We start from the raw sequence: 25,558 nt of genomic DNA, 5'->3' as shown, positions 1-25,558 counted from the left end.
CCCCTAAGTAGGGTTTCGTCTATAAGGAGTTCATTTTGATTCGAGTGATTGGATTGGTACTGGCTATTATATTTAGCAACAGTGCGTTTGCAGATTTAGGCCAAAGAACAGAGGCAGCAGCAAAGCTGTTCGTGGTCATGGATATGGATAAGCAAATAGCTGGTGGTTTTGAAGCTATGCTACCAACAGTGAATCAAGTGGCAACTAACTTGCAGTTAGATGCTCAAGAAACAGAAGAGCTAAAGTCGATTTATCGAGACTGGTTCTTTAAAGATATTGACCAAGAGAACCTCAAAAACCAAATTGTTGATTTGTACGCTGACACTTTTACCCTCGATGAGCTACAAAACATTACCGAGTTTTTCCAAACACCAACGGGCAAAAAGTTAGCGGCTAAATCACCAGAGCTTGCAAAACTAGGTGCACAGTTCGGTATGGAAGCCGCCCAAGCCAAGCAGCAAGAGCTAATGCAAAGACTGATGCCCTTTATCGAAAAGCACCAGCCACAGCCACAGCAATAATCGTGAAAATGATTTAAGTGATATAAAAGCTTAGTATCAAGGTACTAAGCTTTTTTACTATGTGTGATTCGTTCTGGAATAAATTGACACTTGGGATACTTATTTATGGAGAATTGAAAAGGTTTAGAAATTGAAAGAACACACACTTCTAGCGGTTAGCATAGAGCTTCAGTTCGACTGTTGAAAGGCGTATATCCAGCTTATGATCGCGTTCAAGTGCACTTTTGTCTACCTCCCCAATTTTTTCGAGCATTTCAGTAAACTGTTTTTGTTGTTCATTAAAACGATCAGACTGTTGGATTTGCACTGCGGTAATGGATGATTGGATCCACCATGCAGCGGCGACGATGGTAGTAATAATAAGCATAACCCCACCATTTTCTTTTATGAAAAGTTTCATAAGCCACCTATCTAACCAATCTAATATAGCGAATCATATCAGTTGTAATTCATTTGTGGATTAAGAACGCCGTGTTTGGAACCAAATAGAGAGCACCCTTCAAAATAGAAAATGGCGTATTAAAAGATTGAAAAGGCAAGTATGAAAAAGGAAGAGGCTGGGGAAGAGTTTACCAGCTCTATTTCTTTTTTGGGTTTTCCCAGTCGATTTTAAATGATGAGAGGACAAACGCATCAAACCCTTGATGCTTTGCATAACTTAGCCTCAACCTCTATCGATAAAGCTTTGTTGTCGTTAGCGTGAGCCACTCCGAGCTTTAAAAACAGGTCGTCACGGCTCAATAGAAAATATATCGCCTTCGCCGTAGCCTAACTGTTTAAGAACAGACACCGCTTGTTCTCGGCTCTCTGCTGCGACTTTTAGCTCTGCGATCTGTTCGCCATCAAAGTAGCGAATACGATATTCAATTTCAGGGTTGTCATTTTCTACTGCTGACATCCTCACCTCCCGCTCCTCTGTCGCACATAATATGCGCAGAGTAGGGAGCGCTAGAGCTTGGCTAAGGCTCCCTGCTTGTTACTCGGCTGACGTTCCTGTTCAGCACTTTTAATTAGTTTAAGCAATTTTTTGCCATTCCACTCACTCTTGTGATGATTAAATTGTGCTTGGTTAATCTCTTCCATCGCGGCAAGGATGTCTTGCTTTTGCTCCGCACTAGCCTGATGATTGGCGCTTATCCATTGATTGATAAGATATTGAAGCCTAACAACGTCTTTGCTTTTAACTGCATTGTCTATTTCTGAAGTGTTTTTTACTGCGGCGCTTTTGTTTTTCACTGGCTGTTGCTTGTGTGCTCTAAACCACAGAGTGAGGGTAGCAAGCCACAATATAGCGAACAGTGCGGTTAAGTAAGGCCAGAACCCAGCGCTTGTACTTTCTACGGCTGCTGGCGGTACTACAGGTGCAATGGTTGTGTTGCTGTGTTGTGCTGGCAATACATTTAGTCTGAGTTCGGGAAGAGTTACTGTCTCTTGCCTACCTACTATTGCGTTCCACCAAGCAAATTGAGCCCCTGAATGGTTAAGTCTCCCTCTGTTCCGGGAAGCACGACCTGTTTAATGGTCATGGATATGCTGCCATCGGGGTTAGTCGCGTATTGCGGTTTTTCTGGATAGGAGCGTACTGAACTTGGCACATCTAGGCTTAAATCCGGAAACTGCGTTTGTGTTAAGCCTGAAATAGTTAACACTATGGTACGCGTCAAGGAATCTCCGAGTTTCACTTGGTGGCGTTTGTCACCGCCGAGTGTCACGCCTTCGCTGGTCTCCCACGTTTGATGCATCTGTAGTTTATCAGCAGGTAACCATTGGCCTGAGTAGTTTTCAGGAATCGGTTTTACTTCGATTTGATAGCGTTTGCCTTGCGTGTTTGCATCGACAATTTGGGTGCTACCCGTGCGTCTATCACCGTGAATAAACGTACCTGTAAACGATGGAGCAGTAAGTTCGAATCGTCCGGCGTTAATGGTGCTAATGAGATAGTCTTGGTCCACCACGGTCACTTCAAGTCCATCAAGTACACTTTGATACTGCTTCGGTTCTCCTAATAGCTCGACTGAAAGCCCGTTTGCCACTGGAGGGGCGATTTTAGGTTCTGTAGTCGTCTTGGATCGCCTTTGATGATTAAACGAGAAGATAAACGGGCACTTTGTTGCGGGTAGAGCGTTTTGGTACTTAGCTGGCTTTGAAATTCTACTAAATCATCCGATGTCGGCGCTTGAGCGTTTAAAGCCACTTTGATTTTAATCGGCTGAGTTTTGGAACCATCAATATCGAAAGATGGAATAGTCAGAGTTCCGATTCTCAGTGCCGCGAGGGACACATTCCACTCACTTCGGTTGGTTCGTGTTCCGTTGATAATGTTGATAGAGCTACCAAAGCTCGGGCGACTGACATAAAAATCAGATTCCAACCCGCTAAAGTCGATATCTTCTGAATCTAGTTTTTCATCAGCTACGATTCGCAGTTGAAAGACTTCGTTCTTGGTTACACTTGTTTTGCTCACAGTTGCCGTAATTGTCGCAGCCATGGAAAGTGTGGGTATCAGCCACAAGGTTAAGAGAACGAAGTAATTTTTCAGGTTTCTTTTCATTACGTGGCTTACCATTTTTGTTCGGTTTCTGGCGCAGGTCGCTGCTGCGCTTGCAATAGCAACTGAGCGCGAATCAATGCGCTAGGATCTCTTGCAGTTTCAACTTGTTCGAGCTTTTTAAGTGAAGGGTCCTTATCGGACTTTTCGCTCTGTGCGGTAGCACTTTGCAGCTTTGCTTCATGGTTACTGTTTTCTTCATCGCTCTTTTCTGTAGAACGGGCTAGTTTTTCTATCGCCTCGTCTTCGCTTTGGGGCTCTGCACCTTGCGCTTCAGTCTGGTCTTGACCGGATTGCTGTTCAGGCGATGGCTCTTGATTGGTAGATTGAGCATTTTGTTGCTCATTTTGAGCATCTTGCGCTTGACCTTGTTGGTTCTGGTTCGAAGAATTCTGTTGCTGTTGCTGTTGCTGTTGCTGTTGCTGTTGCTGTTGCTGTTGCTGTTGCTGTTGCTGTTGCTGTTGCTGTTGCTGTTGCTGTTGCTGTTGCTGTTTCTGTTGCTTGTTGATTTCCTGAAGCACAATATCCAGATTGCTCTTTGCCGCGCTATCACTAGGATCGCGTTCTAAGACACGTTGGTAGACTTCTGCGGCTTTTTCTAGATTCCCGTTCTGGGCATAGGCATTACCTAAGTTGTACAAACTCTCTACAGAATCTGATTGCTTAAAGGCTTGAATAGCAGACTCATAGTTTCCAGCGCGATAATGCGCAGCGCCTTGCCACTCAGGCGAGCTAAATAGCTCGGCTGCCTCTTGGTACTTCTTTTGTTCAAACAACTGATACGCCTGTTGATCTTGAGTTTTGAACGGGTTGGCATAAGTAGGCTCTGAAGGAACAAACATTGCACCCGCCAACACTAAACTAAATAGCACGCCTTTTCTAAACAAGGTCAGAGCGGGAAGAATAAGCAATCCCAATAGCCAATAGCCTTGATTAATAAATAGTGACGCTTGCTGATTTGCGTCCGTCGCTTCGTTGCGGGCTCGATTGGTAAGATTTGCTAGAGCATCAACGTCACTGTTATCTGGTTGCACCGTAACGAAGCTGCCACCAGTGCTTAGTGCCAAAGATTGCATGGCAGAAAAATCGGTTTTCGCAATGGCGGTAGAACCGTTACTTTGCTTAAGCATCACGCCATTATTCAGTGGTATAGGCGCTCCAGAAGAGGTTCCGATCGCCAAGATAGATAACTTCCAGTTGGTTCCAGAAAGTATGGATTGAATGTCTTTGCTCTCTTGTTGGCTAATATCATCGCTCAGTAAAACAATATGACCATTTTGGCGACCTGACGACGTGAGCAGTTCAATCGCTTGTTGCACTCCCGCAGCGGCATTTGCGCCAGGGTAGGGCATAAGATCTGGTGAGAGAGTAGGCACAATTCCCGCCAATGTATTACTGTCTCTTGTTAGCGGGCTAAGTGAATAGGCGTCAGCAGCATAGACCACCAATCCAGTTTGTCCGTCTTGCCACTGTTTTAAAAGGTCCAGTGACTTGAATTTGAGCTGGGAAAGTCGGTCGGGCTTGATGTCCTGTGCATACATTGATAGGGACATATCAAGAACCAGAACACGAGCATTATCACTTTGAAAGAGAGGGATCTCCTGTTTTTGCATACTGGGACCAGCTAAAGCAAACACGGCAACAAAAGCAATAACGCATTGGAATAGTGTTAGTCGCTGACTAACTTCCTTGCTTTTCAACCCCAACTGCTGACGGATATGGGGTGCTATCAAACCCTGCCCCCGACGGCTGCGGTTAACCCAAAGTAGTATTAAAATGGCGGCGGGCAAAGCCCACCACCAATTCGGGTACATAAAATGAAAGTCAGCCATTGTTCCTCCTGACGATCACAAGTATCAACACAGATATAAAACTGATGGATAACGGCCAATAAAACCATTCAAAGCGCGGTCGCCAAACCTGAGTCGATTTTGAGATTGGCTCCAATTGATTAATGGTTTGATAAATTTGCTCTAGTTGCTGTGGATCTCTTGCCCGAAAATACTGTCCACCTGTCATTTCAGCAATGGCGGTGAGCGTCTTTTCGTCAAGGTCTTTGGCCGTGTTGACCGTGCGGGTTGAAAAGAAACTGCGCACTTGCATTTCCCCCGCACCTAAGCCAACCGTATAAATCGTCGTACCGTGTTCAGATGCGATTTTGGCCGCTTCCAAGGGCTCCAAAACACCAGAGGTATTAGAGCCGTCACTGAGCAAAATCATCACTCTTTGTGGCGCATCACTATCGATAAACGTTTTTGTGGCTAGGCCAATACCTTCACCTATTGCCGTGCGCGATCCAATCAACTCCAACACGGTGCGGTTGAGTTGTGCAGAAACCGCGTTGAGATCCGTGGTAAGCGGTGTTTGCAGATAGGCGTGGTCAGCAAAGAGAACAAGGCCAAGCCTGTCTCCCTGTCGCTCGGAGATAAAGTCACCGACTACCTTTTTTACCGCGGTTAACCTGTCGGTATAGTCATCGCCAACTTTCATATCTTCTTGGGCCATCGAGCCGGAAAGGTCGACAACAAGCATCATGTCGCGGTGCATTGTCGGCTCAATAATTGGGTCACCATAAGAAACCGGTCGCGCTATCGCCGCGATTAGCCCCAGCCAAACAATAATGGCCAATACGCGTGGCAATTTGTTCGACGGCGGGTGGTTTACCTCCTCATCGGGGAGATAAGGTAAATATAGTGCTTGGTCTGATTTTTCTGCTGGTAGCAGAAAGTAAGCCAGCAGAGGCAGTGGAATAAGAAAAAACGCCCACCACCAGACAAAAGTGAAATCAGGCAACCTTCCTTCTCCGACGACGTTTAGGCGGTAAAGCTTGTTCTACCCAAAGAGCGCAATGTTCAACTAACTCTTCACCATTATGCGGTTTAGTTTTGCTGTAAAGAACCTGATGCCAGCTATCTGCATTAGGTTGAAACAGTGGTTCGCCATATTGATCGTCTAAGAACGCGTACCACCTTTCACCAGTTAACCCAGCGATCTGCTCGCGCGGGAAGTAACAAAGGGCGGCCTGACGAACAAGCTCTATCGCACCAGCAGGTTGCTCGTTGCTACGTAATAAACGCAACGCCGTTTTCTTTGCCGCTTGTTTTTTCTTATGACGTTTAATGAGGAACACTACCAACAGTAGGGCAACGACTACTCCACCTGCAGACGCCCACCATCCCCATGCTAAGGGAAGCCAAGAGGGCAGTTCCGGCAGCTGTATATCTAAAATAGGCAATAGACCTGACGTATTTTGTTCACTCATTATTCATTCCGTTTAATTGTTTTATCAACGTTTGACCACAAGAAAGACTTGCCCATGCAATTGCATGATCCATGGCCAACTGTTCGAGATTATTCTGGTGAGAGGTAAATTCTTGTTTGATCCGTTTCCTACTTGATGAGGAGCCAAAGTTAAACCAACGGGTAGATTCGCCATTGCTGACTTTTTCTGTGCCGCGATAGTCTGTTTGTCCTAGTTCAAGGGGATCGGAAATATGCGCCATTTTCACCCGATTATGCTGGCTAAGTTGGTGCAGCCAAACACTGTGAGCGTTGCTGATGTCTAGGAAGTCACTGATCAACACTAGATCACTGCCCTTTGGGCATAATTGGCAAAGCGTTTGCAGCGCTTCTTCATTGGTGATGACATCCTTTGATTCAGCGCCAGTGAAAAGGGAATTGTGTTGTTCTACCAATTGCTGAATCAGTTTTAATGCGCCGCGATTTCCACCCGTTGGCTTAAGGTCGATAAGTTTTTGCCCCGTATTGATCACTGCGCCAACGCGGTCGCCTTGCTTCACCGCTACCCAACAGAGCATGGCTGCAAGGTGAGACGCTTGCACCGATTTTAAAAGTAAAGACGAGCCAAAACGCATGCTCTTTCTAAAGTCGATATAAACCAAAACAGGAGACTGCTTCTCTTCACTAAACAATTTGGTGTGAGGTTTACCAGTTCTGGCCGTCACGCGCCAATCGATTGAGCGAACGTCGTCTCCGGCTTGGTATTGACGAACTTCCGAAAAATCCATGCCTTTACCTAAGCGACGGCTTTGATGCCGACCACTCAATGATGACCATACATTTCCCGCAGGTGGCATCCAAGGGATCGACTGCTGTTTGTAGGCGATAAGCTCATTAAGTGACAATGTCACGCCGTTAGCGTTAAGGGGCAGTGCTGAATCCGTCATTACAGTCATGATGATTCTTTACGCGCTACCGACCAAAGTAAGCAGTCGGTCAATGACTTGGCTTGATGTAATACCCTGTGCTTGCGCTTGGTAACTCAATAAAAGGCGATGACGCATCACTGGAAAAATCATCTTTTGAATGTCGTCAGGGCTAACATAATCTCTACCTTCGAGCCAAGCGTGAGCGCGGGCGCATCGGTCTAATGCAATTGTTGCACGAGGGCTAACACCCATAGCGAGCCATTGTGCCAATTCGCTATCGTAGTCTTGTGGGGCACGCGTCGCCATGATAAGCCTAACCAAGTACTGCTCGATTGGCTCGGCCATATGTACATTGAGTACCTCTTGGCGCGCTGCGAAAATCTCTTTTTGGCTAATAGTAATGGGTTGTTGAGTTTGATGGCCCTGAGCTTCCCCTCTATTTAAACGCAAAATAGCAAGTTCGCTTTGCTCGTCAGGGTAGTCCACATCCAAGTGCAGTAAAAAACGGTCTAACTGAGCTTCTGGAAGAGGGTAAGTACCTTCTTGCTCAATGGGGTTTTGTGTTGCCATGACTAAAAACAGCTCAGGCAGTGGATAGGTATGACGACCCGCGGTGATTTGCTTTTCAGCCATAGCTTCCAGCATTGCAGCTTGAACTTTAGCCGGAGCGCGGTTGATTTCGTCAGCAAGCAATAGAGAGTGAAAAATAGGTCCAGCCTGAAATTGAAACTCGCCCGTTTCAGGGCGGTAAATATCGGTGCCAGTGAGATCAGCGGGCAGTAGATCAGGAGTAAATTGAACACGGTGGAACTCCCCCTCTATGCAATCGGCTAGGGATTTAACCGCTCTAGTCTTGGCTAACCCGGGTGGACCTTCTACCAATATATGCCCATCGGCCAATAGGGCCACCAGTAACTGTTTAACCAACTCTTGCTGGCCGATTACCTGACTTTCTAAATGTGTTTGTAACTGTTTAAAAACCTGAGAGGTCATCTAACTTATCCGCTATTTTTTGTCTGCTTGCTAAATTGCACTCGTTAATTGGTGCAATCCAAGCCTTTGCCACAACTCGTGTTTACTCGAATACCTAGTTGTGTATCTGAATGCTAGAAATATGGAGCAGTGAAAATCGACTTGCAAGAGGCACGTAGCGGTTTTTTTAGGGAGAATGCAAAATTTACGAAAAATCTTAGATTGCGCTTTGATTTTATTGACGTTGTGGTTAAAAGTTAGCCGTCAAAAGCCAAGGTGTAATCGATAGAATTTGGCTATTTAGTGCGGTTATCAAGTTAAACATCGCGGAGAAACAAACCTACTTTGACAGTGGTATAACGGCAAGGAACTAGGTAAACTTAGCCGCAGATTGTTATATTTAGGTGAGTTGTATTATGAGCGATTTCGAAAAAGAACTGGAAATCTTGTCACAAGAAGCTGGCGATGAGCCAGAAGTTGCCCTGCCTTCAATTGAAGAGCAAAAAGCGATTGCCGCAGAGCTTAAAAAGTTGGAAGCAGAAGGGAAACTAACTCCAGAAATACTAGAGCAGTACTTTGGCAAGTTCTACGCAAAAACGGATGCGCCAATTCACTAATCTCTAGAGTCTTAGCTGCGCTACAGTTTTATATGAAGGTTGGTTTGTCCAACCTTTTTTATTGCCCAATTTTCAACGGTAGTGACTAAGTGTCGATCTGTCATACAGTAACGCGACGGATAAATGTTCCACATAAGGCAGTTTTTGTCACTTAGCCGTTTAATATCCGAGTGCTTCTCTCAATACTAATATGGTTCATAACATCCGTTTTGGACACCAAGTCTAATTAGTACAATCATTGTTATGTCAGCTGATGACAAGAAAGCACACATCCTCTATTTATTCCCTTTGAAATAAGCTAGAGCAAGTTGAAGATCCATTGAAACCTTGAATAAGCCAACATGCATAAAACATGTTTCCAGCTAATGTGTCATAAGAAACGATGCAGGAAAGCTCAGTTTATAGCTTGTTTGGAATTATTGGAGTTGGACTTCTTGCGCAATTGGAATTTAAAGGGTTATTATAACTCCGAAAAGAGTGGCAGTGAGTGAAGTGAAAAGTGCAGAATTAATTAAGCAGCTAAAAAAGAAAGGTTGGGAGCAAGTAAGTAGCCGAGGTAGCCACCACAAGTTCAGGCATCTAAACTCTGAAGAAACCCTAATCATTCCCCACCCGAAAAAGGATTTACCGAAAGGATTGGTGCTGAAAATTAAGAAACAGGCAGGGCTTTAAACCCGTATTAACACACGTCACCATACCAAACATGAAAAAAGGGCAAGCAAGTATGTTGTATCCAATTGCGATAGAAACCGGAGAAGGCCACGAAGCCTATGGCGTCGTATTCCCCGATTTACCGGGCTGTTTTTCAGCTGGAGATTCATTAGACGAGGCGTTAATCAACGCTCAAGAAGCCGCTAATTTTTATTTGGAAGATCTGGCAGAAAGCGGGAAACTCCCTCCCGAAGCCAGTTCATTGGCCGACTGTCAGCAGATGAAAGAATACCAAGGATGGGCGTGGGCCGTCATTGTGGTAGATATTGAACCATATATGGGCAAAGCCAGTAAAATTAACGTAACTTTACCTAATTTGCTTACTAAGCAAATAGATAACTGTGTCGAGGTAAGCACAGAATACAAAAGCCGTTCACATTTTTTGCAAGTTGCAGCCCTTCACGAGTTAAGCAAAGCCTCCGGCGTGTAATAGACTAAGGTTTCTCATATGCCCTTTTCCCCAAAACAACAATGAGAAAGCACGTATTCATAAAGGCTACACCGACAATGTGAACGTGTATTTCTATAGAATCAAAAGGCATACGGTTTGCAAACAAATTAGACAAACACTCACCGCAGCTGTGTTAATTCAATTTATAGTGTGACTGAAAATATTGGCCGTTAAATCAAAAAGTGTTTGCTTAATGCCTCGTAGCCTTCTTTGGTAATAACAACTTCCCGGTATCCCGATATTCGGTTAATCCAGCGCTTGTTTTCAAAGTAGTTAAGCAAAGCGGCTCCTAAGTTACCACCTATGTGATATTGCCGTTCGCTCCAATCTAAACAAGGACAACATACTTTGCGCTTGGTTTTGTTTTCTAAACTAATACCAAGTTGCAAAAACTTCTCTTTTCCTAGTGTTGTAAGGTTGTGGCCATCCTTATTAATCCAGTTGTTTTGCACAAAAGAGTCATATAGCTTTACGGCGACTTCCCCAGCCAAGTGGTCATAACATGTTCGCGCTTGGCGTAGTTCTTTCGGTACTTTTGAACGAGACGAATTGTTTACCTGAAAGGTTACTCCCATCATATTCTCTAACAATGACGCAATCCTATGGTCGTATAGGCGAAAATATCGATGACGTCCTTGAGATATGCAGGTCACTAAATTCGCTTTTAACAAGCGAGATAGATGCGAGCTGGTTGTGGATGCGGCAACTTCAGCTATTGCGCTGAGTTCGGTGGCTGTCCACGCTTTGCCGTCCATCAATGCGCATAGTATTTTCATTCTAGAAGAGTCTGACATGGCAGCCGCTAAGGCCGCCATCTCGTTTTCCTGATTATAGGATTGTGACTCTAAAGAAGCTTTGTTTTGCTTACTCAACTTTGACTGCCCAATCAGAAGTGGCTAGGTCAGCTAATCTATAGTTATCTGTTACCAGTATCAACTGATTATCGTGGTCACTGTATTGAACAATAATGTTCACCCCTTGTTCTGCTAACGCTTTGGCAATCGCGCCTAACTGGCCAAGTTGATCTTGTTTCAGTTTTCGTATCAGTGGAGTACTTACACTTTGCACTTCAAAGCTATGGCTGCTTAGAACTTTTCGCGCTTTTTCTCCGTCCTTGACCAAAAAGTGTGCATGGCTTTGATTGTTATAAGTAAATACGCCACCACCTTCGAGTCCTATTCCATTTTTCCCCAATACTTCTCCGAACCGAGCCAACTCTCCGGGGGTATTATCTAAAATTACATTTATGTCGTACATGTACTTTCCCTATGATTGTGAACGATATTCGCGAGTAGAAGTTAAAACGTTAATCTTGTACCAAGAAAAAATAGATTTTTTTCCTTCGTTCTGTGCAAGCATATGATGTACATTTTCTTTCCAGACTTTTATCGCTTTCTCATCACTCCACCAAGATAACGAGATAAATTTATTTGGGTCCGTTGTGCTCTGGAACCGTTCGATTGATACAAAACCATCAACTGTGATAAGAAGCGGCTTTAGCTGTTCTGCCAACTGAAAATAGCGATCTTTTTTATCTGCTACGGCCATTGCCTCAAATAATACGGCTATCATTTTTGTCCTTTCTATCTGACTTAACTTCGAAAGGGACTATAGCTAATAGCAAAAACCGATACTTCGCTTGAAGCCGAAATATGGATGCCGAATGACGTTAGGTCGGCGTTAGCACGACAAGCTTAATAAGCCCGAATGCCTAGTTTATTTGCTTTTGTAAAAGCGTCTTTAAATCGGAAATCTCTTGTTTGAGTTCGCTTACTTCGTCTTTTAGTTCAGATACCAGAGGTTTGCCCTTGTGGCTTTTTTCATCTTCTACAAACCAAGTGGAAACAAAACCGGTAAAGGTCCCGAATAGACCAACTCCGGCAGTCATTAGAATGACCGCAATAATTCGGCCTTCATAAGTGACGGGATATAAGTCGCCATAACCGACAGTAGTAATGGTGACAAATGCCCACCAGAGCGCATCATGTGCGTTGTGGATATTAGAGCCATCGACGCCCCTCTCAAACTGCAAAACGGCAATAGCGCCAAAAATCGCGATAAGTATGGAAACAATCGAGACGAGAGAAAACGTGCCATACATACGTTTCTCAAACACATAAGAGAGGATGATTTTTATTGAGCGCAGAGCGCGCAAGATCCGCAGCACTTTGATAACTCTTACAATTCGGCTATAGCGGAAATTGTCGAGAAGCGGAATACTAGAGATTAGGTCGATCCAACCCCATTTCATAAACTGAAGCTTATTGTCTGCTTGCTTGAAACGTATGCAAAAATCCGTGAGAAACACCATACATACGAGGGTGTCGACGATATGCAGTACTTCCACTACCTCTGGAGATAAGTCGAAAATACTTTCCACCAACAGTGCCACCAATACGTAGATTGAAAGCACTAAAGTAAAGAGTTGAAAAGGCCCAAACGACTCTAGAGATTCGCTCTGCCCGGTGTTAGTGACAAGTGAAGTATCCATGATAACAATGCGCATAGTAATAGGTTAGGAACCGCCAAATACGGTTAAATTGGCGTGCTTGAATAGAAAGGTATGATATTTCAATTAATTAAAGATTAATGAAATCTAAGATTTATCTAGTAAAACTGAGTCTTTGCCACCCCAGAACGATTTGCGAGCTTATCTTGCGCTTTACGCCTTTTAACAATCATTAATTTGCTTAACATCTAAAAATACATACACTGCTGGAGCACGATATGGAGTGGATATGTTGATAGTAAAAAAACTTGTTAAGCTGGTGGTCATCACCGCAATCTTTTTCACCATCTTTGACTTAATTGCCTATGGCGAGATTAACTGGTACCTGCGTTTGCTCAGTTAACAATCGCTAACTTTACTTGTGCTGAGTGAGACCGTCGGGTGGTATCTCAGTAGATTTAGGCGCTTGGCTTCCAATGGTTTGAGTCTTACCTTTGAGCAGTGCGTCGGTGTAGATACTCACCGTATTCCTACCGGTCATTTTTGCGTTGTATAGCGCTTTGTCGGCTTTCTCTACCAGTTCCTGCCAATTTGTCTCGTTGGTATAACTGGCAACACCAAAACTCGCGGTGCAATCCTGAGAAGAGGTCGGTAGGATGTTAGAGCGCTTGATCGTTTTGCGTAGCTTCTCTGCTACAACGACCGCTTGTTCAGTATTGGTTGTGGGCAGCAATACCAAAAACTCTTCTCCGCCGTATCTAAAGCAGGAATCTTCCTTACGAGTTTCGTGGCGGACAATTCGAGCAATGGTTTTTAGCACGCTATCACCTACCTGATGGCCGTATGTATCGTTGATGGCTTTAAAGTTGTCGATGTCTAACAACACAACAGACAAATTTTCTCGGTGACGTATTGCTCGTGCCATATCTTTGGGAACAAACTCTTCCATAGCCCTTCGGTTGTAGAGCCGTGTCAGCGTATCTTCAATAGAGGTGTTGTATATAGTAGTAACAAGGCGCGAGGTAATAATCCAAGTGATGGAAAAACCGATTAATACGATCATTAAAATGATAGCGATAAACGCGAGTTGCTGAACAATACCCGCTTGCATAAAGTCGGGAATGCCGGGGGTTCCCATGGTCCACGCTATTCGATAGAGCATATACAGACCTTGAATAAACAGACCGACAGTAAGGATCATCAAAGCGATAGTATTGTCTTTTTGTTGACCGCGGCTGTTGATCAAAACGCAAAGCGCCAAACAAAGAACGATATGACCGCTAATCAAAATAATGCGAATGTCGGTGGATACGTGGAAAAAGGTGAAGTAACAAAGGCCAACGATTGTCGCGATAAGGGAAATATAAGCGATGTGGTGATAACGCACTGCACACCGTCTGAACTGACCTAACCCTTGAACCAATAAAACAAAACCATAGGCGATGAGTCCGTTGGCGAGCACTTTAGAAACCCAAAGGGAGATAGTGTTTCCAAAGGCGAGCACAAGGAAGCCAATGCCGAGTACAGACAGCGAAGCCGATAGGATCAATAAACCGGAATAATTTTTGTTAATAAAGTGCAATAGCATCAAACCTAACGAATAGGTAAATGCCAAGATAACTGAAATTATCGATAGGGTCGCTATATCCATTGGTACTTCCATAGAGCGCCTCGCTCAGTGTCACTTCACTAAGTCTAGGACAGTGCAGAGTATTCTGTTTAATAAAAGTATCATTAGTGGAATTTATCCAGTCCCGAGCGTATTTATTTAAACATAGCTTCTGGGAAGAACGGTTTCTGTCTAGGCCTTATACAAAAGTTAGTGTGCTACATAACCATTGGTTCTAACAAAAATTGAGTTTTGACCTTTTAAGTGAAATTTTTCGCCTAAATATCTGGTTATGTTGCTATCCAGTAATGTTGGCACTAATTAGAAAAAGGAAAAACAGGATGACGAACGAATACGTACCACCAAAAGTTTGGACTATGGATGAAGAGAATGGCGGCCAATGGGCGAGCATTAACCGTCCGGATTCAGGCGCTCGACATCAACAAGAGTTACCGGTCGGTGAGCATCCGATCCAATTGTATTCACTTGCTACACCAAACGGTCAAAAAGTAACAATCATGCTAGAGGAGCTTTTGGCTCTTGGCGTAACAGAAGCAGAATACGACGCTCACTTGATTAAAATTGGTGAAGGGGATCAATTTTCCAGTGGTTTTGTCGAAGTAAACCCAAACTCCAAGATCCCAGCCCTGTCTGACCATTCTCAGGAAACGCCACAACGCGTGTTTGAGTCGGGCAATATTTTGTTTTACTTGGCTGAAAAGTTCGGTCACTTCCTCCCTTCAGACGTGGCCAAGAAGACCGAAGTTATGAACTGGCTATTCTGGTTGCAAGGTTCAGCACCATATCTCGGTGGTGGCTTTGGTCATTTCTATGCTTATGCGCCGGAGAAGTTTGAATATCCGATTAACCGCTTTGCCATGGAAGCAAAACGACAGTTAGATGTACTCGACAAGCAGCTAGCTAATAACACCTATATCGCCGGTGAAGAGTACACTATTGCAGATATGGCTATTTGGCCTTGGTACGGTAATCTCGCGCTTGGCCTTGCCTATGATGCTGCAGAATTCTTAGATACCGGGAGTTACAAACACGTTCAACGTTGGGCTAAGGCAATCTTTGAACGTGAAGCTGTGCAACGAGGTCGTGTGGTTAACCGAACCTGGGGAGAAGATTGGGAACAAGTTCCTAATCGACATAGTGCAGAAGACATAGATAAGGTGTTAGCGCTAAAACCTTAAGCGGAAACTCGTTATAGATAAAGCCGGATGTAAAATCCGGCTTGTTTCACTTTGTAGGATGATGTGTTCGTTTGTTTGATATTGACCATAGGAATACGCGTTCTAACAATCCCTTTCTTATCCTTTTTCTCAAGTAACGACGGCAACTATTTTTACAGTATTCGTCTTTGGGTATCACTTTGCGTTGAAGCATCATTGCCTTTCTACTCCCCAGCAAAATAGACCGCCAATTGAATAAGCGATGAGGTCTAGCCAATCGAACGTCGCGCCTAAAACAACATACAGTAGTGACTGCGCTTCAACCCCAAGTAACTGAGTTAGCTGAAAGTATTGGCTTAGTTCTACTAAGTATGCGATCGCGACCGCTGCGATGATCAAATATAGCCTGTTAATAGAGACCAAAGTGGCCAAGGTGTAAAAGAGCCAGATGACAACTAGAACGTCTCCAAAAAATGGCCGTATGAAACTATCATTAACAAACATGGCAATGAATATTAGCCGCATAAGCACACAAGACTTTTGATTAAGTTAGATGAAGAAAACTTAAACCAAGTTGAAGACGGACGTTTCTGACTTTCGCCTTGGAGCCCGAACAAATTGAGATCTTTACTGATGTTCATTTTCAACCTCGTCTGTCTCAACGGTTTGCTGGGTTTTATTTCTGTCATACCAATTGACGCGACGGGTTAACGTCATCACTAGGCTCAGAATTGCGAAGCACAGTAGTGTCCCCATCAATAGGGCATAGCTTTCTGCTTGAAGGAGCCCAAACAAGATGGCGTAAAGTGTCATAAGGCTTATACCGAAAATAGCACCTTGTTTTGTACTGCTTAACATACCACCCACATAAGTGCTTAGAAGGAGCGTTGAAGAAATGGCCGATAAGGAATATGCCCAGTTAAAACCTATATGCTCGCTCATAGAAATTAGCATAAGGTAAAAAAGCGCTAATGCTATGCCGACAAAACCGTATTGCACTGGGTGCACCGGACGGGCTTGAAACAGTTCCAAGAAAAAGAAACTAGCAAACACGAGAGTAATGACCAAAAGTGAATAATTGATTGCTCGGTGAGACTTTAAATAGTGGTCTACTGGTTCAATCAGCGTGACGCCCATTTGTCTTTCATCATGGTGAAAACAGGAGCTTTCATTGGATAAACAGCTTTGAACATGGGACGAGATATTGGTGGAGAAATTATTGCTAGACCATTTAGCTACAAAGCCTGACTCATTTACTTCCGTTGAAATAGGGAGGTAGTCCCCGACAAAACTTGGATGAGGCCAAGAAGATGAAATTTCAACACTGGTGCGGTCACCAATAGGGGTAACATTCAGTCGGCCCATGCCCTGTAGCAAAAAGTTAAGGTTAAAATGTACTGGTTGGGTCGAATCAAAGTTCTCGATTTGGATTTTGCTGTGGAAACCCTGTGGCAGTGGTGTTAGGCCTGTACCGGGAGAGAGTACGAGCTTTTTTCCGTTTAAGGTCATTTCATCAAGTCTAATTAACCCTCGGCTATCTTGTATACCAACAATCAGACTCACCTCTTCAATATCAAAATCCTTGAGGAACCCAAGCTCGCTAAGGTCAAATGAACCGGATAGCGATGTTTGCGCCTTGTACAACCTAGCGTGATAAATTCCTCGGTATTTTTCGAAACTGTCTAAATGCGCTTTTGCTCCAAATGTTTTAGGTAAGAAGAATCGGCGATAGTCTTTGCGAACGTCTTTTCCGTCTTCAATTTTTGTCTCTGAGTAGTGTGCAATGAGAATAGGGCCAACAATGCGTTGCTCCCCACTGCTACTGCGGGCGATATCTTCGATCACGCTCTCTTGTCGATAGGAGCGCTCGGAGATCAAATCGCTAATCATAGCAGTGGGTATTTGTAGCAGTACAAATAGGAAAAGTACAAAAGCGAACTTTACGCCCAGCCGGTTTTTTAACAGTTTTTTCATTTTGATTCTCCATAATCTGATTCGGTTAATTTAAATCAGCAATTTGGAGAACAAATGGAGCTAATGTGGAGTTTTTATGGAGCAGGCAAAGTTAGGGTTACTTTTACACCATTTTTAAGGTTTTCGATGCCTAATGAACCATTGTGAAGTTTGACAACTTGCTCGACGAAGTTAAGTCCAAGACCCGTGCTTTTGACGCCATTTTCTCTTCCTAAAGAATAGAACCGCTCTGTTAATCTAGGCATCGCATAATCCGGTATCGAAGGGCCAGTATTAAAAATGGATATTAGAGTAGTCTCCCCCGAGACTTCCACTAGCCATTGGATTTCCCCTTGGGGATAAACAAAGTCCAAAGCGTTGTCCATCAAGTTAAATAGCCCTTGTTTTAGCAAAAACGCATCGCCAAGTACGACGTGGTTGTCATTGGACTGCAGACGACATAACACGTCTTTGGCGACCAACCTAGAATCGGAAGCCTGAATCACTTGGTTGATAATGGCGTCGACAGAAACCTTCTCAAGTACTTCCAGTTCTAGCCGTTTTTCCAATCTGGCAAGTTGTAAGAGTTTATCGATGAGTGACTGCATGCGATCGCTTTCCCGCTCGATATTACTAGCAAATCGAGTTACTTTTTCTTCGGGCAAAGGCATTTGCAAAATTTCACTCGCGCCTTTTATGGCCGATAGGGGACTTTTGAGCTCATGAGTTAAAGTCTGTACGTATTCTTCGACGTACTGTTTACCGTCGAGCTGATTGCGCATTTTTTCGAGGGCATCGCTAAGAGTCCCATATTCATAGAAGATTCGAAAAGTGGGCTTAACGACCTTTTCACCTTCACCCATTTTAGTGGCGTAGTTTTCTAACTTGTGTAGTGCTGAGTGTATCCGCCAAGCAAAAAGAGCGCCGGCGATCAAAACAAGGCCACTCATTAAAATCATCCAGAAGATAACATTGCGCTTGGATAGGTCGATAAAAGGCTGAACGGAGCGGTTAGACTTGGCAACGGTGACACTGCCAATAATTTCGCCTTGATGGTAAATAGGGGCGGCAACGTGCATTACGGTGGACAACGGATCGTTTGGGTCTTCGGTAGTACTTCTCGCGCCGTATTGACCGCGCAACGTTAGGTACACGTCATTCCATTGAGAGTAGTCAGCACCAATGTCTTTTTGCCAAGAGTCGGCCACGACAATCCCGTTTTTGTCGGCGATGTAGATTCGATGGTTTATGGACTTTTTGCCAATTTCATAAATCCGTGCTTGTGGCTCGCGTTGACCGTAAGACGTTAATATTTGCTGAAAGCGACTTTCGGAAATCTGCCCTTTGAGCACTTCCTCTTCGGCTAATACGGCTAGCAGGTTTGCCATATCAACTAAGGTTTCTTCGGTGGTTTGCCTAACCGTCGGTTTTAGCTCTTGGACAACGGTTCTACTCACCATGTAAGCCGTCATTCCAACTAATACTGAGTAGAGGAAAAACAGTCTTAAGCCGAGAGGTATTTTAGGCCAACGATTCATTGGTCCGCCTTAGCGTCGTAGAAGTATCCGAAGCCGCGCTTAGTGCATACTCTTTCGGACAAACCAAAAGGTTTTAATTTGTTGCGAATGGCTTTGATATGAGAGTCGATATTGCGTTCATAGACAGCTTCAATCGCCATGTCTGCAGCGCACATTAATTGCTCACGGCTCAGAACTTGAGATGAAGCAGAAATCAGCTTTTGAAGGATCTTAAATTCAACCGCTGTTAACCCTAATTCTTGACCATCAAAGCTGTAATCAAAGTTCTGAGCGACTAACACATTTTCGGCGTAACAATTTGCTGGGGAGTGGGTTTGAGTTACCGGGCGAGATTTAATGCGCAGTTTTACCCTTGCCAACATTTCACGAGGACTAAATGGCTTGGTCACGTAGTCGTCTGCGCCTATTTCTAATCCGACCACGCGATCAATTTCATCGCTGCGGGCAGTTAGAAAGATAATAGGAATGGTGGAAAACTCACGAATCGTCTTGCATAACTCAAAACCATTGCCGTCAGGCAGGCCTATATCTAAAATCAATAGGGCAACGGGATGTTGTTGTAGATAAGCGAGCCCCTCCCCTGCGGTGGTAAACCACTCAACATGAAAGCCACCCACTTCCAGTACATGAATAAGGTTTTCGGCTATTGCCGGCTCATCTTCAATAACAGCTATGGTTACTTTTTCGCTCACGGTTAAATTCTCTTAAATTCGCGTAGTCACACCAGATTAATGGCTTGGGCAAACCCATTACATAGGCTAACGAATTGAGTAGGTATTGGCAAAGCTAACCAGTGATAATTGGTGCTATCTCTATAACATTCATAGGTTTATTAAAAAAGTTGAGTGCTATATAACAAGGGACAAAAAAGCCGCTGATATCAGCGGCTGTAGAATACGATTTTAAAACAGTGGTTATTTTACTTTCCACGCAACGGTTTCACCGGCACGGATTGGCACAACAATGTCAGAACCGAATGGCATGGTTTCTGGTACAGACCACTCTTCTTTGTACAGTGTTACCGTTTCTTCATTGCGCGGTAAACCGTAGAAATCTGGTCCATTGTGAGAAGCAAAGGCTTCTAAGTTTTCCAGTTTACCTTCTAGGTCGAAGACTTCAGCGTACAGCTCTAGTGAAGCGTGCGCAGTATATGAACCAGCACAACCACATGCCGACTCTTTTGCACCTTTTGCGTGAGGCGCAGAATCCGTGCCTAAGAAGAACTTCTTACTACCGCTCGTTGCCGCGCCAATTAACGCTTGTTGGTGTGAACCGCGCTTAAGGATTGGTAGGCAGTAGAAGTGAGGTTTGATACCGCCAACCAACATATGGTTGCGGTTGTAAAGTAAGTGGTGAACAGTGATGGTCGCCGCCACGTTTTCACCGCAGCTATTTACAAACTCAACAGCGTCACTAGTGGTGATGTGTTCCATGACGATCTTGAGATCTGGGAAATCAGACACGATAGGCTTCATTACTGTATTAAGGAACTTTTTCTCACGGTCAAAGATGTCAACGTCGTGCGTTGTTACTTCACCGTGGATTAAAAGCAGTAGCCCTTCTTCCTGCATAGCTTTGAGAGCAGGGTATACCTTTTGAACCGAAGTGACACCGGAATCAGAGTTGGTTGTCGCACCAGCAGGGTAAAGTTTTGCTGCAACGACTTTGCCAGAAGCCTTGGCTTTGCGAATTTCTTCCGGAGTTGTATTGTCGGTCAGGTAAAGAGCCATCTGTGGAGCAAAACCTTCGCGAGGCTTAGCTGCCATAATGCGATCGTAATAGTCAAGAGCAAGCTCTGTAGTGGTGACCGGTGGAACCGTGTTTGGCATGATTAGTGCGCGGCCGTTGTAGCGGCTGATATCGCGAACAGTGTCGGTTAGTACTTCACCATCGCGAAGATGAACGTGCCAGTCGTCAGGACGAGTGATATTAAGAGTTGTCATTGCAGGCTCCCACCATAGTTACAATCTGATTGGAGCCTAAGCGAGAAGGTTTACTTTCGCGCAAACGCTTACGCTTAGGCGACAGGATGATAGTAGAAAACCCGTTTACTTTCATCCCTTTTTTCTCTATTTAGTCAGGAATGAGTGACTTAGTTATTTTTTAAGCGTGACGTATAGCGCGTGCACCATTCCCGGTAAAAAGAAAATCAAGGTGAGTATCAAGTTGATGATAAAGTCCCGACCTAGACCTTTATCCAAAAATACAGCGACGGGCGGGATAAAGATGCTTAGTAGAATAAGTATGAGTTTATTGTCCATATTTAAAAGTTTCCTCGCGGTTAAAACCTTAAAAGTTATCTAAAAACAGTATCCGTTTCTAAGGCATACAGAATAAACGACAGTTTAATTAACTTTGTTCTATGACAAACAAGGTTTATCATAGTTTCGCTTCCATTGAACTGTTAGAGACAAAACGAAAACCTATCTTCAAAGATAGCCAATTATAAGTCTCACTTATCTATTTCCTACACTAAACTCAGTTCGGTGGGACAGAAGTCGATACTTCAAATTATAAAAAGGAATAGCAATGTCATCCCCGAAACTGTCGCAAATTAATGTCTATCCGGTGAAATCCGTTGGTGGACTCTCTTTATCTACCAGTTGGGTTGAAAAACAAGGCCTAACATTTGACCGTCGTTTTATGTTGGCTCTGGCCGACGGCTCTATGATCACTGCTCGAAAATACCCGCAAATGGTGAAGGTTAAGTCTAGTCTTATGCCTGATGGTGTGATGTTTACAGCGGAAGGCTTACCTGCGCTGCGAATCCGTTATGCTGACTTCAAAATGCAAGAAACACCTGCTCAGGTCTGGAAAGACAACTTTGCCGCTTACACTACCACCGATGATGCCGATGATTGGTTTAGTCGCGTGTTAGGGAAACGAGTAGAACTGCTGTATTCCGGAGAACAATCCAATCGAATTCGCAAGAAAGTGGGAAGCAATGTGAGCTTTGCCGATGGGTATCCCGTACTGGTGATAAGTGAAGCGTCATTACAAGAACTGAATCGACGCAGCAGTGAAACACATTCTATGGATCAGTTTCGAACCAATTTGGTTGTAAGCGGTACTGAACCATTTGGTGAAGACAGTTGGAAACGTATTCGTATTGGTGAAGTAGAGTTTGAAGCCGTAAAGCCGTGTGAAAGATGTATTTTGACGACGGTTGATGTGGAAAAGGGCGCTTTCAGACCAAGCAAAGAGCCATTGAAAACCTTATCTGAATTTAGGGCCAACGAGCGAGGTGGTGTTTTCTTTGGACAAAACCTTATTGCACGTAACGAAGGTATGATTCGACAAGGGGACAAAGTTGAAGTACTGGAATACAAAGAAAAAGAGTTTTACGTCGATAACTCTCCTCAAGCGCTAGCGCTTACATGTGTAGAGCGCGAAGAGATAGCACGAGATTTTGTTACTTTTTGGTTTGAGCCAGTTAAAGGAGAGCTGCCAAGCTATTTGCCGGGTCAGCACTTACCGATAAGCGTAGATATTGATGGAGAGGAAGTCGCGCGCCGCTATACACTTTCCTCTAGTCCTAGCCGACCGGGAAGATTGGCAATTTCTGTTAAGCAGATTAATGGTGGTCGAGTTTCCAACTGGTTAAACAGCCATTTGCAGATTGGCGATACACTAGCGGCCACATACCCCGATGGCAGTTTTCATTTGGTCGATTGTGATGAACAGCCAATCTTACTGATGTCAGCAGGCAGCGGTGTTACGCCTATGCTCTCTATGCTTCGCTATCTTTCAGATCACGACCAAATCAAGGATGTTGTTTTTTATCACCAGTGTCGCACTGAGCTGATATTCCATGCCGAGAAGAAATAGAGCGACTCAACGACCAACACAAAGGCCTAAAAGTCATATATTCATTGACGGACGCGCCGCTAGATTGGTTTGGATTACAAGGCAGAGTGTCACTTTCTCACCTTAAGCAAATACAAGATTTAGATAAGCGAATGGTATTTGTGTGTGGCCCAGATGGCTTCATGAAAAAGGCCAAAAATCTTATGCTGAAAATGGGGTTACCTGAATCCTGTTATCATCAAGAAGCATTTGGTGTAGGTGTGATTAGTGTTGATCCTCATAAAGCATTGCAACTTAGCGTGAATGGCCAAGTGTTCGAAGGTGACAATCAAAGCACCTTACTAGAGCAAGCCGAAAATGCGGGTGTTGCGATTGCCAATAGTTGCCGCGCAGGACTATGTGGTGCTTGTAAGGTCACGGTTGAATCAGGAGTAGTACATCAGCCTGATGTACCCGCACTGACGGATGAAGAGCAAAACATGGGCGTTGTGCTCGCTTGCTGTTGTGTACCTAAAACTGATCTGGATGTGGTAGCCCAATAAACCTTTAGACTAAAAAGTAGCGAAAGTTTAGAACTTTGCGGGGACAAGTGATGCTAGATATCGGTAAGTAACTTTTATGATGGAGCCTTACCGACTACCTAGTGTTTCTTTTCGTATCATTATTCATACATCACATGCATATGATGTTCATTCTGTTTTATGCGTCTGGTATAGCTTTTGGTGTTTCACTTGAAACGAGCGACTTGCACGCTCGAAGTTCCACCAAGTGACTATGATGCCTACAGCATTGTCGGATATTCTGATGTTAGACTGAACATTTTGCAACGAGGATAGGGCTAAAGTGGTTTAGCCCTATTTTTATGTCGTAAAGTCACCCATAATTGATTTCTATATCCACTACCAAGGTACGATTATAGTTTTTGGTGTTGATGCGACTATGTTAGATCATTATCGGACAAGAGTGAAATGCAGCTTTCACTCAAACTGATTTGCATGAGTTTGGAATCAGTATGTTGAAACCTATACTGTTGATATAAACTCTAGGCTAGTCCTACAGCCTGTGTACTCTCCCCGGGTTCAATATCAGCGTCTCGACGAAGTACCCAATGTTTGAACGGTCCCCATTGTTAGTGCCATCAAAAATGATATGGGTAGTTATACTTTCCATTACCTTTTACCATGCCCATTGGAAAATTTGCTCTCCCTTAGCATTGAAAGTAGCCCGATTTAAGACATCACATAACAAAAATTAAACATCCTTCTATTTAGGCTAATTTTAATTTAATCATTTCTGACTGAAATTATTCCAATTTTGTTATAGATAAAGACTATATTATCAAGTTATTTCCTAATTAAGTTGATGTTAAATCACTGTTTATTTTAATTGTTGTGATGGTTTGATTGCAATTTAATTGTGTATGGGTGAAATTAAATTGATCACTGTTCAATTTTTGACGAGGTTCGTGTCTATTTAATTTATGTATAGTGTTTTTCGAATGAGAAAATATTTTATTAAAATTAGTATTTTTTGCTTTTTATTTGTTTTTCTTAAAACTTTGTTTACTTTATCTTCGTTATTATTATTCGTTTTCTATATTTATTATTTACAATTATTTGTAATTTTAGGCTTACTAGATCTTCTGTATAAAATTCTGTTATGAGAATTTATTTTATATGGATATAGCATGATTAGTGGATTGTCTGGCTGTTTTCTTATCCATTGCAAATAGAACCTGTTTTGACTTTTTATTTCGCTTTTATTCGACTTATTAATTTTACAAAACAGCTGGATATTGAATGTTGGATGGAGAAGCGGCCGATTAACTCTGGCATAAAACACAATAACTGGATTGCTATATTATGAAGAAGAACAAACTAGCGGTATTAATTTCCGCGGTTTTGACCATTGGCGTAACGGGGTGTAATGACGATGGCTCGGATGTTTTTAGCGCACAAGCTAATACCCCATTTACTGATGATCAACCGATAACAAATAATTATCAAACCCTCTATACGCAGACAACAGAACCTGTACTTTCAGAAACGGGAAGCTTGATCAAAGACGTAATCGGCAACGTCTTAGTAAAAATACTAGATAACGGTGTCTTTACTAATGAGTATGGGATGTTGTTAGTTGATGACGAAAACAACCCAATCACTAATGAAAACGGAGAATATGACCTTTTCCCTGTAAGTTTTCCGTTATTTGATAAAGATGGCTATTTAGTCAACCTTGATGGCAGCCGAATTACGACCAACGCAGGTAAATTGACCAAACCATCTCTCGATTCTAATGATGACCTGATATTCGATACAGATGGCGCGTTAGTCGTAGATATTTATAATCTCGACGGTACGCTCTTTAGTGAAAGACTTAATACATATAGTCAAGAATCAGGGTTTTCCGGAAAGCCACCCAGCTTTTTAATCTCGCCAGACGAGATGATATTTGGCGGTGATGGAAAACTGATCACCGATGAAAATGGCAACGCACTGGTTCCATTGGTAGACGAGAATGATAACAACGTCAGTTCGCCGGACGGCAATATCATTGTAGATATCGTTGATCCGGACACCAGCGATAAGACTGGTGAAAAAGGCGAACTCATCATCAACCCGGACGGTAGCGTCACCGTAGAACCACTACCTCCGGTGTTGATTGATGAAAATGGCTACGTCGTAGATGGAAATGGTGAACTGGTTTTCACTGGTAACGGAGAGCTGCTTAAACCCCATGTCGATGAGAATGGCGGCGTAACGACGGATATTGTAGGAAACGTGATTGTTGACGTGTACACACCTGACGGTAATGACACTGAACGCGACCTTACAGTGAGTGTTGACGAAAATGGCAACGTGACCATAAATGAAGACATCCCTCAAATTGGAATTAACCCTGACGGTATTCTCGTTGTCCCTGATTCTGGAGAAGCTATTACTGATGACAATGACAATGGTGGTAAGCCACTGACGGATCCGGACGGTGGAAACATCACCACGCCAGATGGCAACCTTGTAGTAGAGGTTGTCGAT

General features: G+C 43.6%; 27 protein-coding genes and 1 pseudogene. 7 read left to right on the top strand and 21 right to left on the bottom strand.

Annotated elements, in window-relative coordinates; translation table 11 throughout:
* Window positions 1–44 precede the first annotated feature (44 nt).
* Window positions 45–521, top strand: a complete 477-nt coding sequence (locus BLO31_RS21865) for a DUF2059 domain-containing protein (protein ID WP_245688561.1) — start codon at window positions 45–47, stop codon at window positions 519–521.
* A 148-nt stretch (window positions 522–669) separates the two neighbouring features.
* On the opposite strand, the gene BLO31_RS21860 is transcribed toward BLO31_RS21865, so the two are convergent.
* The 10 genes from BLO31_RS21860 to BLO31_RS21830 form a co-directional block, all read right to left on the bottom strand.
* A complete protein-coding gene (locus BLO31_RS21860; RefSeq protein ID WP_070971940.1) occupies window positions 670–921 on the bottom strand; it encodes a hypothetical protein in 252 nt (83 codons plus the stop codon).
* A 330-nt stretch (window positions 922–1,251) separates the two neighbouring features.
* Window positions 1,252–1,419 carry a hypothetical protein gene (locus BLO31_RS23955; RefSeq protein WP_175443273.1) on the bottom strand — a complete coding sequence of 56 codons (168 nt, stop codon included), beginning with the start codon at window positions 1,417–1,419 and terminating at the stop codon, window positions 1,252–1,254.
* 50 nt (window positions 1,420–1,469) lie between these two features.
* Window positions 1,470–1,916, bottom strand: a complete 447-nt coding sequence (locus tag BLO31_RS23350; RefSeq protein WP_084659988.1) for a hypothetical protein — start codon at window positions 1,914–1,916, stop codon at window positions 1,470–1,472.
* A 47-nt stretch (window positions 1,917–1,963) separates the two neighbouring features.
* Window positions 1,964–2,554 carry a BatD family protein gene (locus tag BLO31_RS23345; protein WP_175443272.1) on the bottom strand — a complete coding sequence of 197 codons (591 nt, stop codon included), beginning with the start codon at window positions 2,552–2,554 and terminating at the stop codon, window positions 1,964–1,966.
* Entirely contained in the window at window positions 2,524–3,072 is a 549-nt protein-coding gene (locus BLO31_RS23340; protein WP_175443271.1) for a BatD family protein, read from the bottom strand. Before BLO31_RS23340 ends, BLO31_RS23345 begins: the two co-directional genes overlap by 31 nt.
* Before the next feature lie 8 nt (window positions 3,073–3,080).
* Entirely contained in the window at window positions 3,081–4,901 is a 1,821-nt protein-coding gene (locus BLO31_RS21850; RefSeq protein ID WP_070971937.1) for a vWA domain-containing protein, read from the bottom strand.
* Entirely contained in the window at window positions 4,894–5,862 is a 969-nt protein-coding gene (locus BLO31_RS21845; protein ID WP_070971934.1) for a vWA domain-containing protein, read from the bottom strand. The genes BLO31_RS21850 and BLO31_RS21845 overlap by 8 nt, the downstream gene beginning before the upstream one ends.
* Entirely contained in the window at window positions 5,855–6,331 is a 477-nt protein-coding gene (locus BLO31_RS21840) for a DUF4381 domain-containing protein (RefSeq protein ID WP_070971930.1), read from the bottom strand. Before BLO31_RS21840 ends, BLO31_RS21845 begins: the two co-directional genes overlap by 8 nt.
* On the bottom strand, window positions 6,324–7,265 hold the full coding sequence (locus BLO31_RS21835; RefSeq protein ID WP_070971927.1) for a DUF58 domain-containing protein: 942 nt from the start codon (window positions 7,263–7,265) through the stop codon (window positions 6,324–6,326). Before BLO31_RS21835 ends, BLO31_RS21840 begins: the two co-directional genes overlap by 8 nt.
* 9 nt (window positions 7,266–7,274) lie before the next feature.
* Window positions 7,275–8,231, bottom strand: a complete 957-nt coding sequence (locus BLO31_RS21830) for an AAA family ATPase (RefSeq protein WP_070971924.1) — start codon at window positions 8,229–8,231, stop codon at window positions 7,275–7,277.
* A gap of 395 nt (window positions 8,232–8,626) precedes the next feature.
* Here BLO31_RS21830 and BLO31_RS21825 point away from each other — a divergent pair, with 395 nt between their 5' ends.
* The 3 genes from BLO31_RS21825 to BLO31_RS21815 all read left to right on the top strand — a co-directional run bounded on the left by BLO31_RS21825 (window position 8,627) and on the right by BLO31_RS21815 (window position 9,968).
* A complete protein-coding gene (locus BLO31_RS21825) occupies window positions 8,627–8,827 on the top strand; it encodes a restriction endonuclease subunit S domain-containing protein (RefSeq protein ID WP_070971921.1) in 201 nt (66 codons plus the stop codon).
* 483 nt (window positions 8,828–9,310) lie between these two features.
* Entirely contained in the window at window positions 9,311–9,499 is a 189-nt protein-coding gene (locus tag BLO31_RS21820; RefSeq protein WP_245688552.1) for a type II toxin-antitoxin system HicA family toxin, read from the top strand.
* A 52-nt stretch (window positions 9,500–9,551) separates the two neighbouring features.
* Window positions 9,552–9,968, top strand: coding sequence for a type II toxin-antitoxin system HicB family antitoxin (locus BLO31_RS21815; RefSeq protein ID WP_070971918.1), 417 nt, complete (start codon window positions 9,552–9,554; stop codon window positions 9,966–9,968).
* A 191-nt stretch (window positions 9,969–10,159) separates the two neighbouring features.
* Here BLO31_RS21815 and BLO31_RS21810 read toward each other — a convergent pair whose 3' ends face one another.
* From BLO31_RS21810 to BLO31_RS21790, 5 genes are all read right to left on the bottom strand, one after another.
* Window positions 10,160–10,861, bottom strand: coding sequence for an ArsR/SmtB family transcription factor (locus tag BLO31_RS21810; RefSeq protein WP_245688551.1), 702 nt, complete (start codon window positions 10,859–10,861; stop codon window positions 10,160–10,162).
* The gene (locus BLO31_RS21805) at window positions 10,854–11,246 is read right to left on the bottom strand and encodes an amino acid-binding protein (RefSeq protein WP_070971912.1); all 393 of its coding nucleotides are present in this window, start codon (window positions 11,244–11,246) and stop codon (window positions 10,854–10,856) included. Before BLO31_RS21805 ends, BLO31_RS21810 begins: the two co-directional genes overlap by 8 nt.
* 9 nt (window positions 11,247–11,255) lie before the next feature.
* Window positions 11,256–11,561 (bottom strand): antibiotic biosynthesis monooxygenase family protein, encoded by a 306-nt coding sequence (locus BLO31_RS21800; protein WP_070971909.1) that lies wholly within the window; start codon window positions 11,559–11,561, stop codon window positions 11,256–11,258.
* 139 nt (window positions 11,562–11,700) lie between these two features.
* On the bottom strand, window positions 11,701–12,480 hold the full coding sequence (locus tag BLO31_RS21795; RefSeq protein WP_070972169.1) for an ion transporter: 780 nt from the start codon (window positions 12,478–12,480) through the stop codon (window positions 11,701–11,703).
* A 373-nt stretch (window positions 12,481–12,853) separates the two neighbouring features.
* On the bottom strand, window positions 12,854–14,089 hold the full coding sequence (locus BLO31_RS21790; protein ID WP_070971906.1) for a GGDEF domain-containing protein: 1,236 nt from the start codon (window positions 14,087–14,089) through the stop codon (window positions 12,854–12,856).
* 299 nt (window positions 14,090–14,388) lie between these two features.
* On the opposite strand from BLO31_RS21790, the gene yghU reads away from it, so the two are divergent.
* Window positions 14,389–15,246 carry a glutathione-dependent disulfide-bond oxidoreductase gene (yghU, locus tag BLO31_RS21785; RefSeq protein ID WP_070971904.1) on the top strand — a complete coding sequence of 286 codons (858 nt, stop codon included), beginning with the start codon at window positions 14,389–14,391 and terminating at the stop codon, window positions 15,244–15,246.
* 192 nt (window positions 15,247–15,438) lie between these two features.
* Here yghU and BLO31_RS21780 read toward each other — a convergent pair whose 3' ends face one another.
* From BLO31_RS21780 to BLO31_RS21755, 6 genes are all read right to left on the bottom strand, one after another.
* Complete coding sequence (locus tag BLO31_RS21780) at window positions 15,439–15,729, bottom strand: ribosomal maturation YjgA family protein (RefSeq protein ID WP_245688560.1); 291 nt, start codon at window positions 15,727–15,729, stop codon at window positions 15,439–15,441.
* 123 nt (window positions 15,730–15,852) lie between these two features.
* A complete protein-coding gene (creD, locus tag BLO31_RS21775) occupies window positions 15,853–17,199 on the bottom strand; it encodes a cell envelope integrity protein CreD (RefSeq protein ID WP_070971901.1) in 1,347 nt (448 codons plus the stop codon).
* Window positions 17,200–17,273: 74 nt separating this feature from the next.
* Entirely contained in the window at window positions 17,274–18,716 is a 1,443-nt protein-coding gene (creC, locus tag BLO31_RS21770; RefSeq protein WP_070971898.1) for a two-component system sensor histidine kinase CreC, read from the bottom strand.
* Window positions 18,713–19,408 carry a response regulator gene (locus BLO31_RS21765; protein WP_070971895.1) on the bottom strand — a complete coding sequence of 232 codons (696 nt, stop codon included), beginning with the start codon at window positions 19,406–19,408 and terminating at the stop codon, window positions 18,713–18,715. Before BLO31_RS21765 ends, creC begins: the two co-directional genes overlap by 4 nt.
* Before the next feature lie 222 nt (window positions 19,409–19,630).
* On the bottom strand, window positions 19,631–20,659 hold the full coding sequence (pyrC, locus tag BLO31_RS21760; RefSeq protein WP_070971892.1) for a dihydroorotase: 1,029 nt from the start codon (window positions 20,657–20,659) through the stop codon (window positions 19,631–19,633).
* 153 nt (window positions 20,660–20,812) lie between these two features.
* Window positions 20,813–20,977, bottom strand: coding sequence for a YqaE/Pmp3 family membrane protein (locus BLO31_RS21755; RefSeq protein WP_070971890.1), 165 nt, complete (start codon window positions 20,975–20,977; stop codon window positions 20,813–20,815).
* Between the two features lie 268 nt (window positions 20,978–21,245).
* On the opposite strand from BLO31_RS21755, the pseudogene BLO31_RS21750 reads away from it, so the two are divergent.
* Together BLO31_RS21750 and BLO31_RS21745 are read left to right on the top strand one after the other, a co-directional pair.
* A pseudogene (locus BLO31_RS21750) lies at window positions 21,246–23,065 on the top strand (MOSC N-terminal beta barrel domain-containing protein).
* Window positions 23,066–24,385: 1,320 nt separating this feature from the next.
* A partial coding sequence (locus BLO31_RS21745; protein WP_217495154.1) for a hypothetical protein occupies window positions 24,386–25,558 on the top strand: 1,173 nt, incomplete at its 3' end.

Source organism: Vibrio sonorensis (assembly GCF_001854765.1).
In the GTDB taxonomy this organism is placed as follows: domain Bacteria; phylum Pseudomonadota; class Gammaproteobacteria; order Enterobacterales; family Vibrionaceae; genus Vibrio; species Vibrio sonorensis.
Note: the sequence above shows the minus strand (reverse complement) of the source record. Positions and strands in the feature narration are given on the sequence as shown.

Excerpts from the sequence above, each read along its gene's own strand:
- BLO31_RS23340 (WP_175443271.1), bottom strand. The coding sequence starts at position 3,072 with ATGAAAAGAAACCTGAAAAATTACTTCGTTCTCTTAACCTTGTGGCTG.
- BLO31_RS21830 (WP_070971924.1), bottom strand. The coding sequence starts at position 8,231 with ATGACCTCTCAGGTTTTTAAACAGTTACAAACACATTTAGAAAGTCAG.
- BLO31_RS21815 (WP_070971918.1), top strand. The coding sequence starts at position 9,552 with ATGTTGTATCCAATTGCGATAGAAACCGGAGAAGGCCACGAAGCCTAT.
- BLO31_RS21825 (WP_070971921.1), top strand. The coding sequence starts at position 8,627 with ATGAGCGATTTCGAAAAAGAACTGGAAATCTTGTCACAAGAAGCTGGC.
- BLO31_RS21755 (WP_070971890.1), bottom strand. The coding sequence starts at position 20,977 with ATGGACAATAAACTCATACTTATTCTACTAAGCATCTTTATCCCGCCC.
- BLO31_RS21805 (WP_070971912.1), bottom strand. The coding sequence starts at position 11,246 with ATGTACGACATAAATGTAATTTTAGATAATACCCCCGGAGAGTTGGCT.
- creC (WP_070971898.1), bottom strand. The coding sequence starts at position 18,716 with ATGAATCGTTGGCCTAAAATACCTCTCGGCTTAAGACTGTTTTTCCTC.
- BLO31_RS21795 (WP_070972169.1), bottom strand. The coding sequence starts at position 12,480 with ATGGATACTTCACTTGTCACTAACACCGGGCAGAGCGAATCTCTAGAG.
- creD (WP_070971901.1), bottom strand. The coding sequence starts at position 17,199 with ATGAAAAAACTGTTAAAAAACCGGCTGGGCGTAAAGTTCGCTTTTGTA.
- yghU (WP_070971904.1), top strand. The coding sequence starts at position 14,389 with ATGACGAACGAATACGTACCACCAAAAGTTTGGACTATGGATGAAGAG.
- BLO31_RS21780 (WP_245688560.1), bottom strand. The coding sequence starts at position 15,729 with ATGTTTGTTAATGATAGTTTCATACGGCCATTTTTTGGAGACGTTCTA.
- BLO31_RS21840 (WP_070971930.1), bottom strand. The coding sequence starts at position 6,331 with ATGAGTGAACAAAATACGTCAGGTCTATTGCCTATTTTAGATATACAG.
- BLO31_RS21860 (WP_070971940.1), bottom strand. The coding sequence starts at position 921 with ATGAAACTTTTCATAAAAGAAAATGGTGGGGTTATGCTTATTATTACT.
- BLO31_RS21850 (WP_070971937.1), bottom strand. The coding sequence starts at position 4,901 with ATGGCTGACTTTCATTTTATGTACCCGAATTGGTGGTGGGCTTTGCCC.
- BLO31_RS21790 (WP_070971906.1), bottom strand. The coding sequence starts at position 14,089 with ATGGATATAGCGACCCTATCGATAATTTCAGTTATCTTGGCATTTACC.
- pyrC (WP_070971892.1), bottom strand. The coding sequence starts at position 20,659 with ATGACAACTCTTAATATCACTCGTCCTGACGACTGGCACGTTCATCTT.
- BLO31_RS21800 (WP_070971909.1), bottom strand. The coding sequence starts at position 11,561 with ATGATAGCCGTATTATTTGAGGCAATGGCCGTAGCAGATAAAAAAGAT.
- BLO31_RS21835 (WP_070971927.1), bottom strand. The coding sequence starts at position 7,265 with ATGACTGTAATGACGGATTCAGCACTGCCCCTTAACGCTAACGGCGTG.
- BLO31_RS23955 (WP_175443273.1), bottom strand. The coding sequence starts at position 1,419 with ATGTCAGCAGTAGAAAATGACAACCCTGAAATTGAATATCGTATTCGC.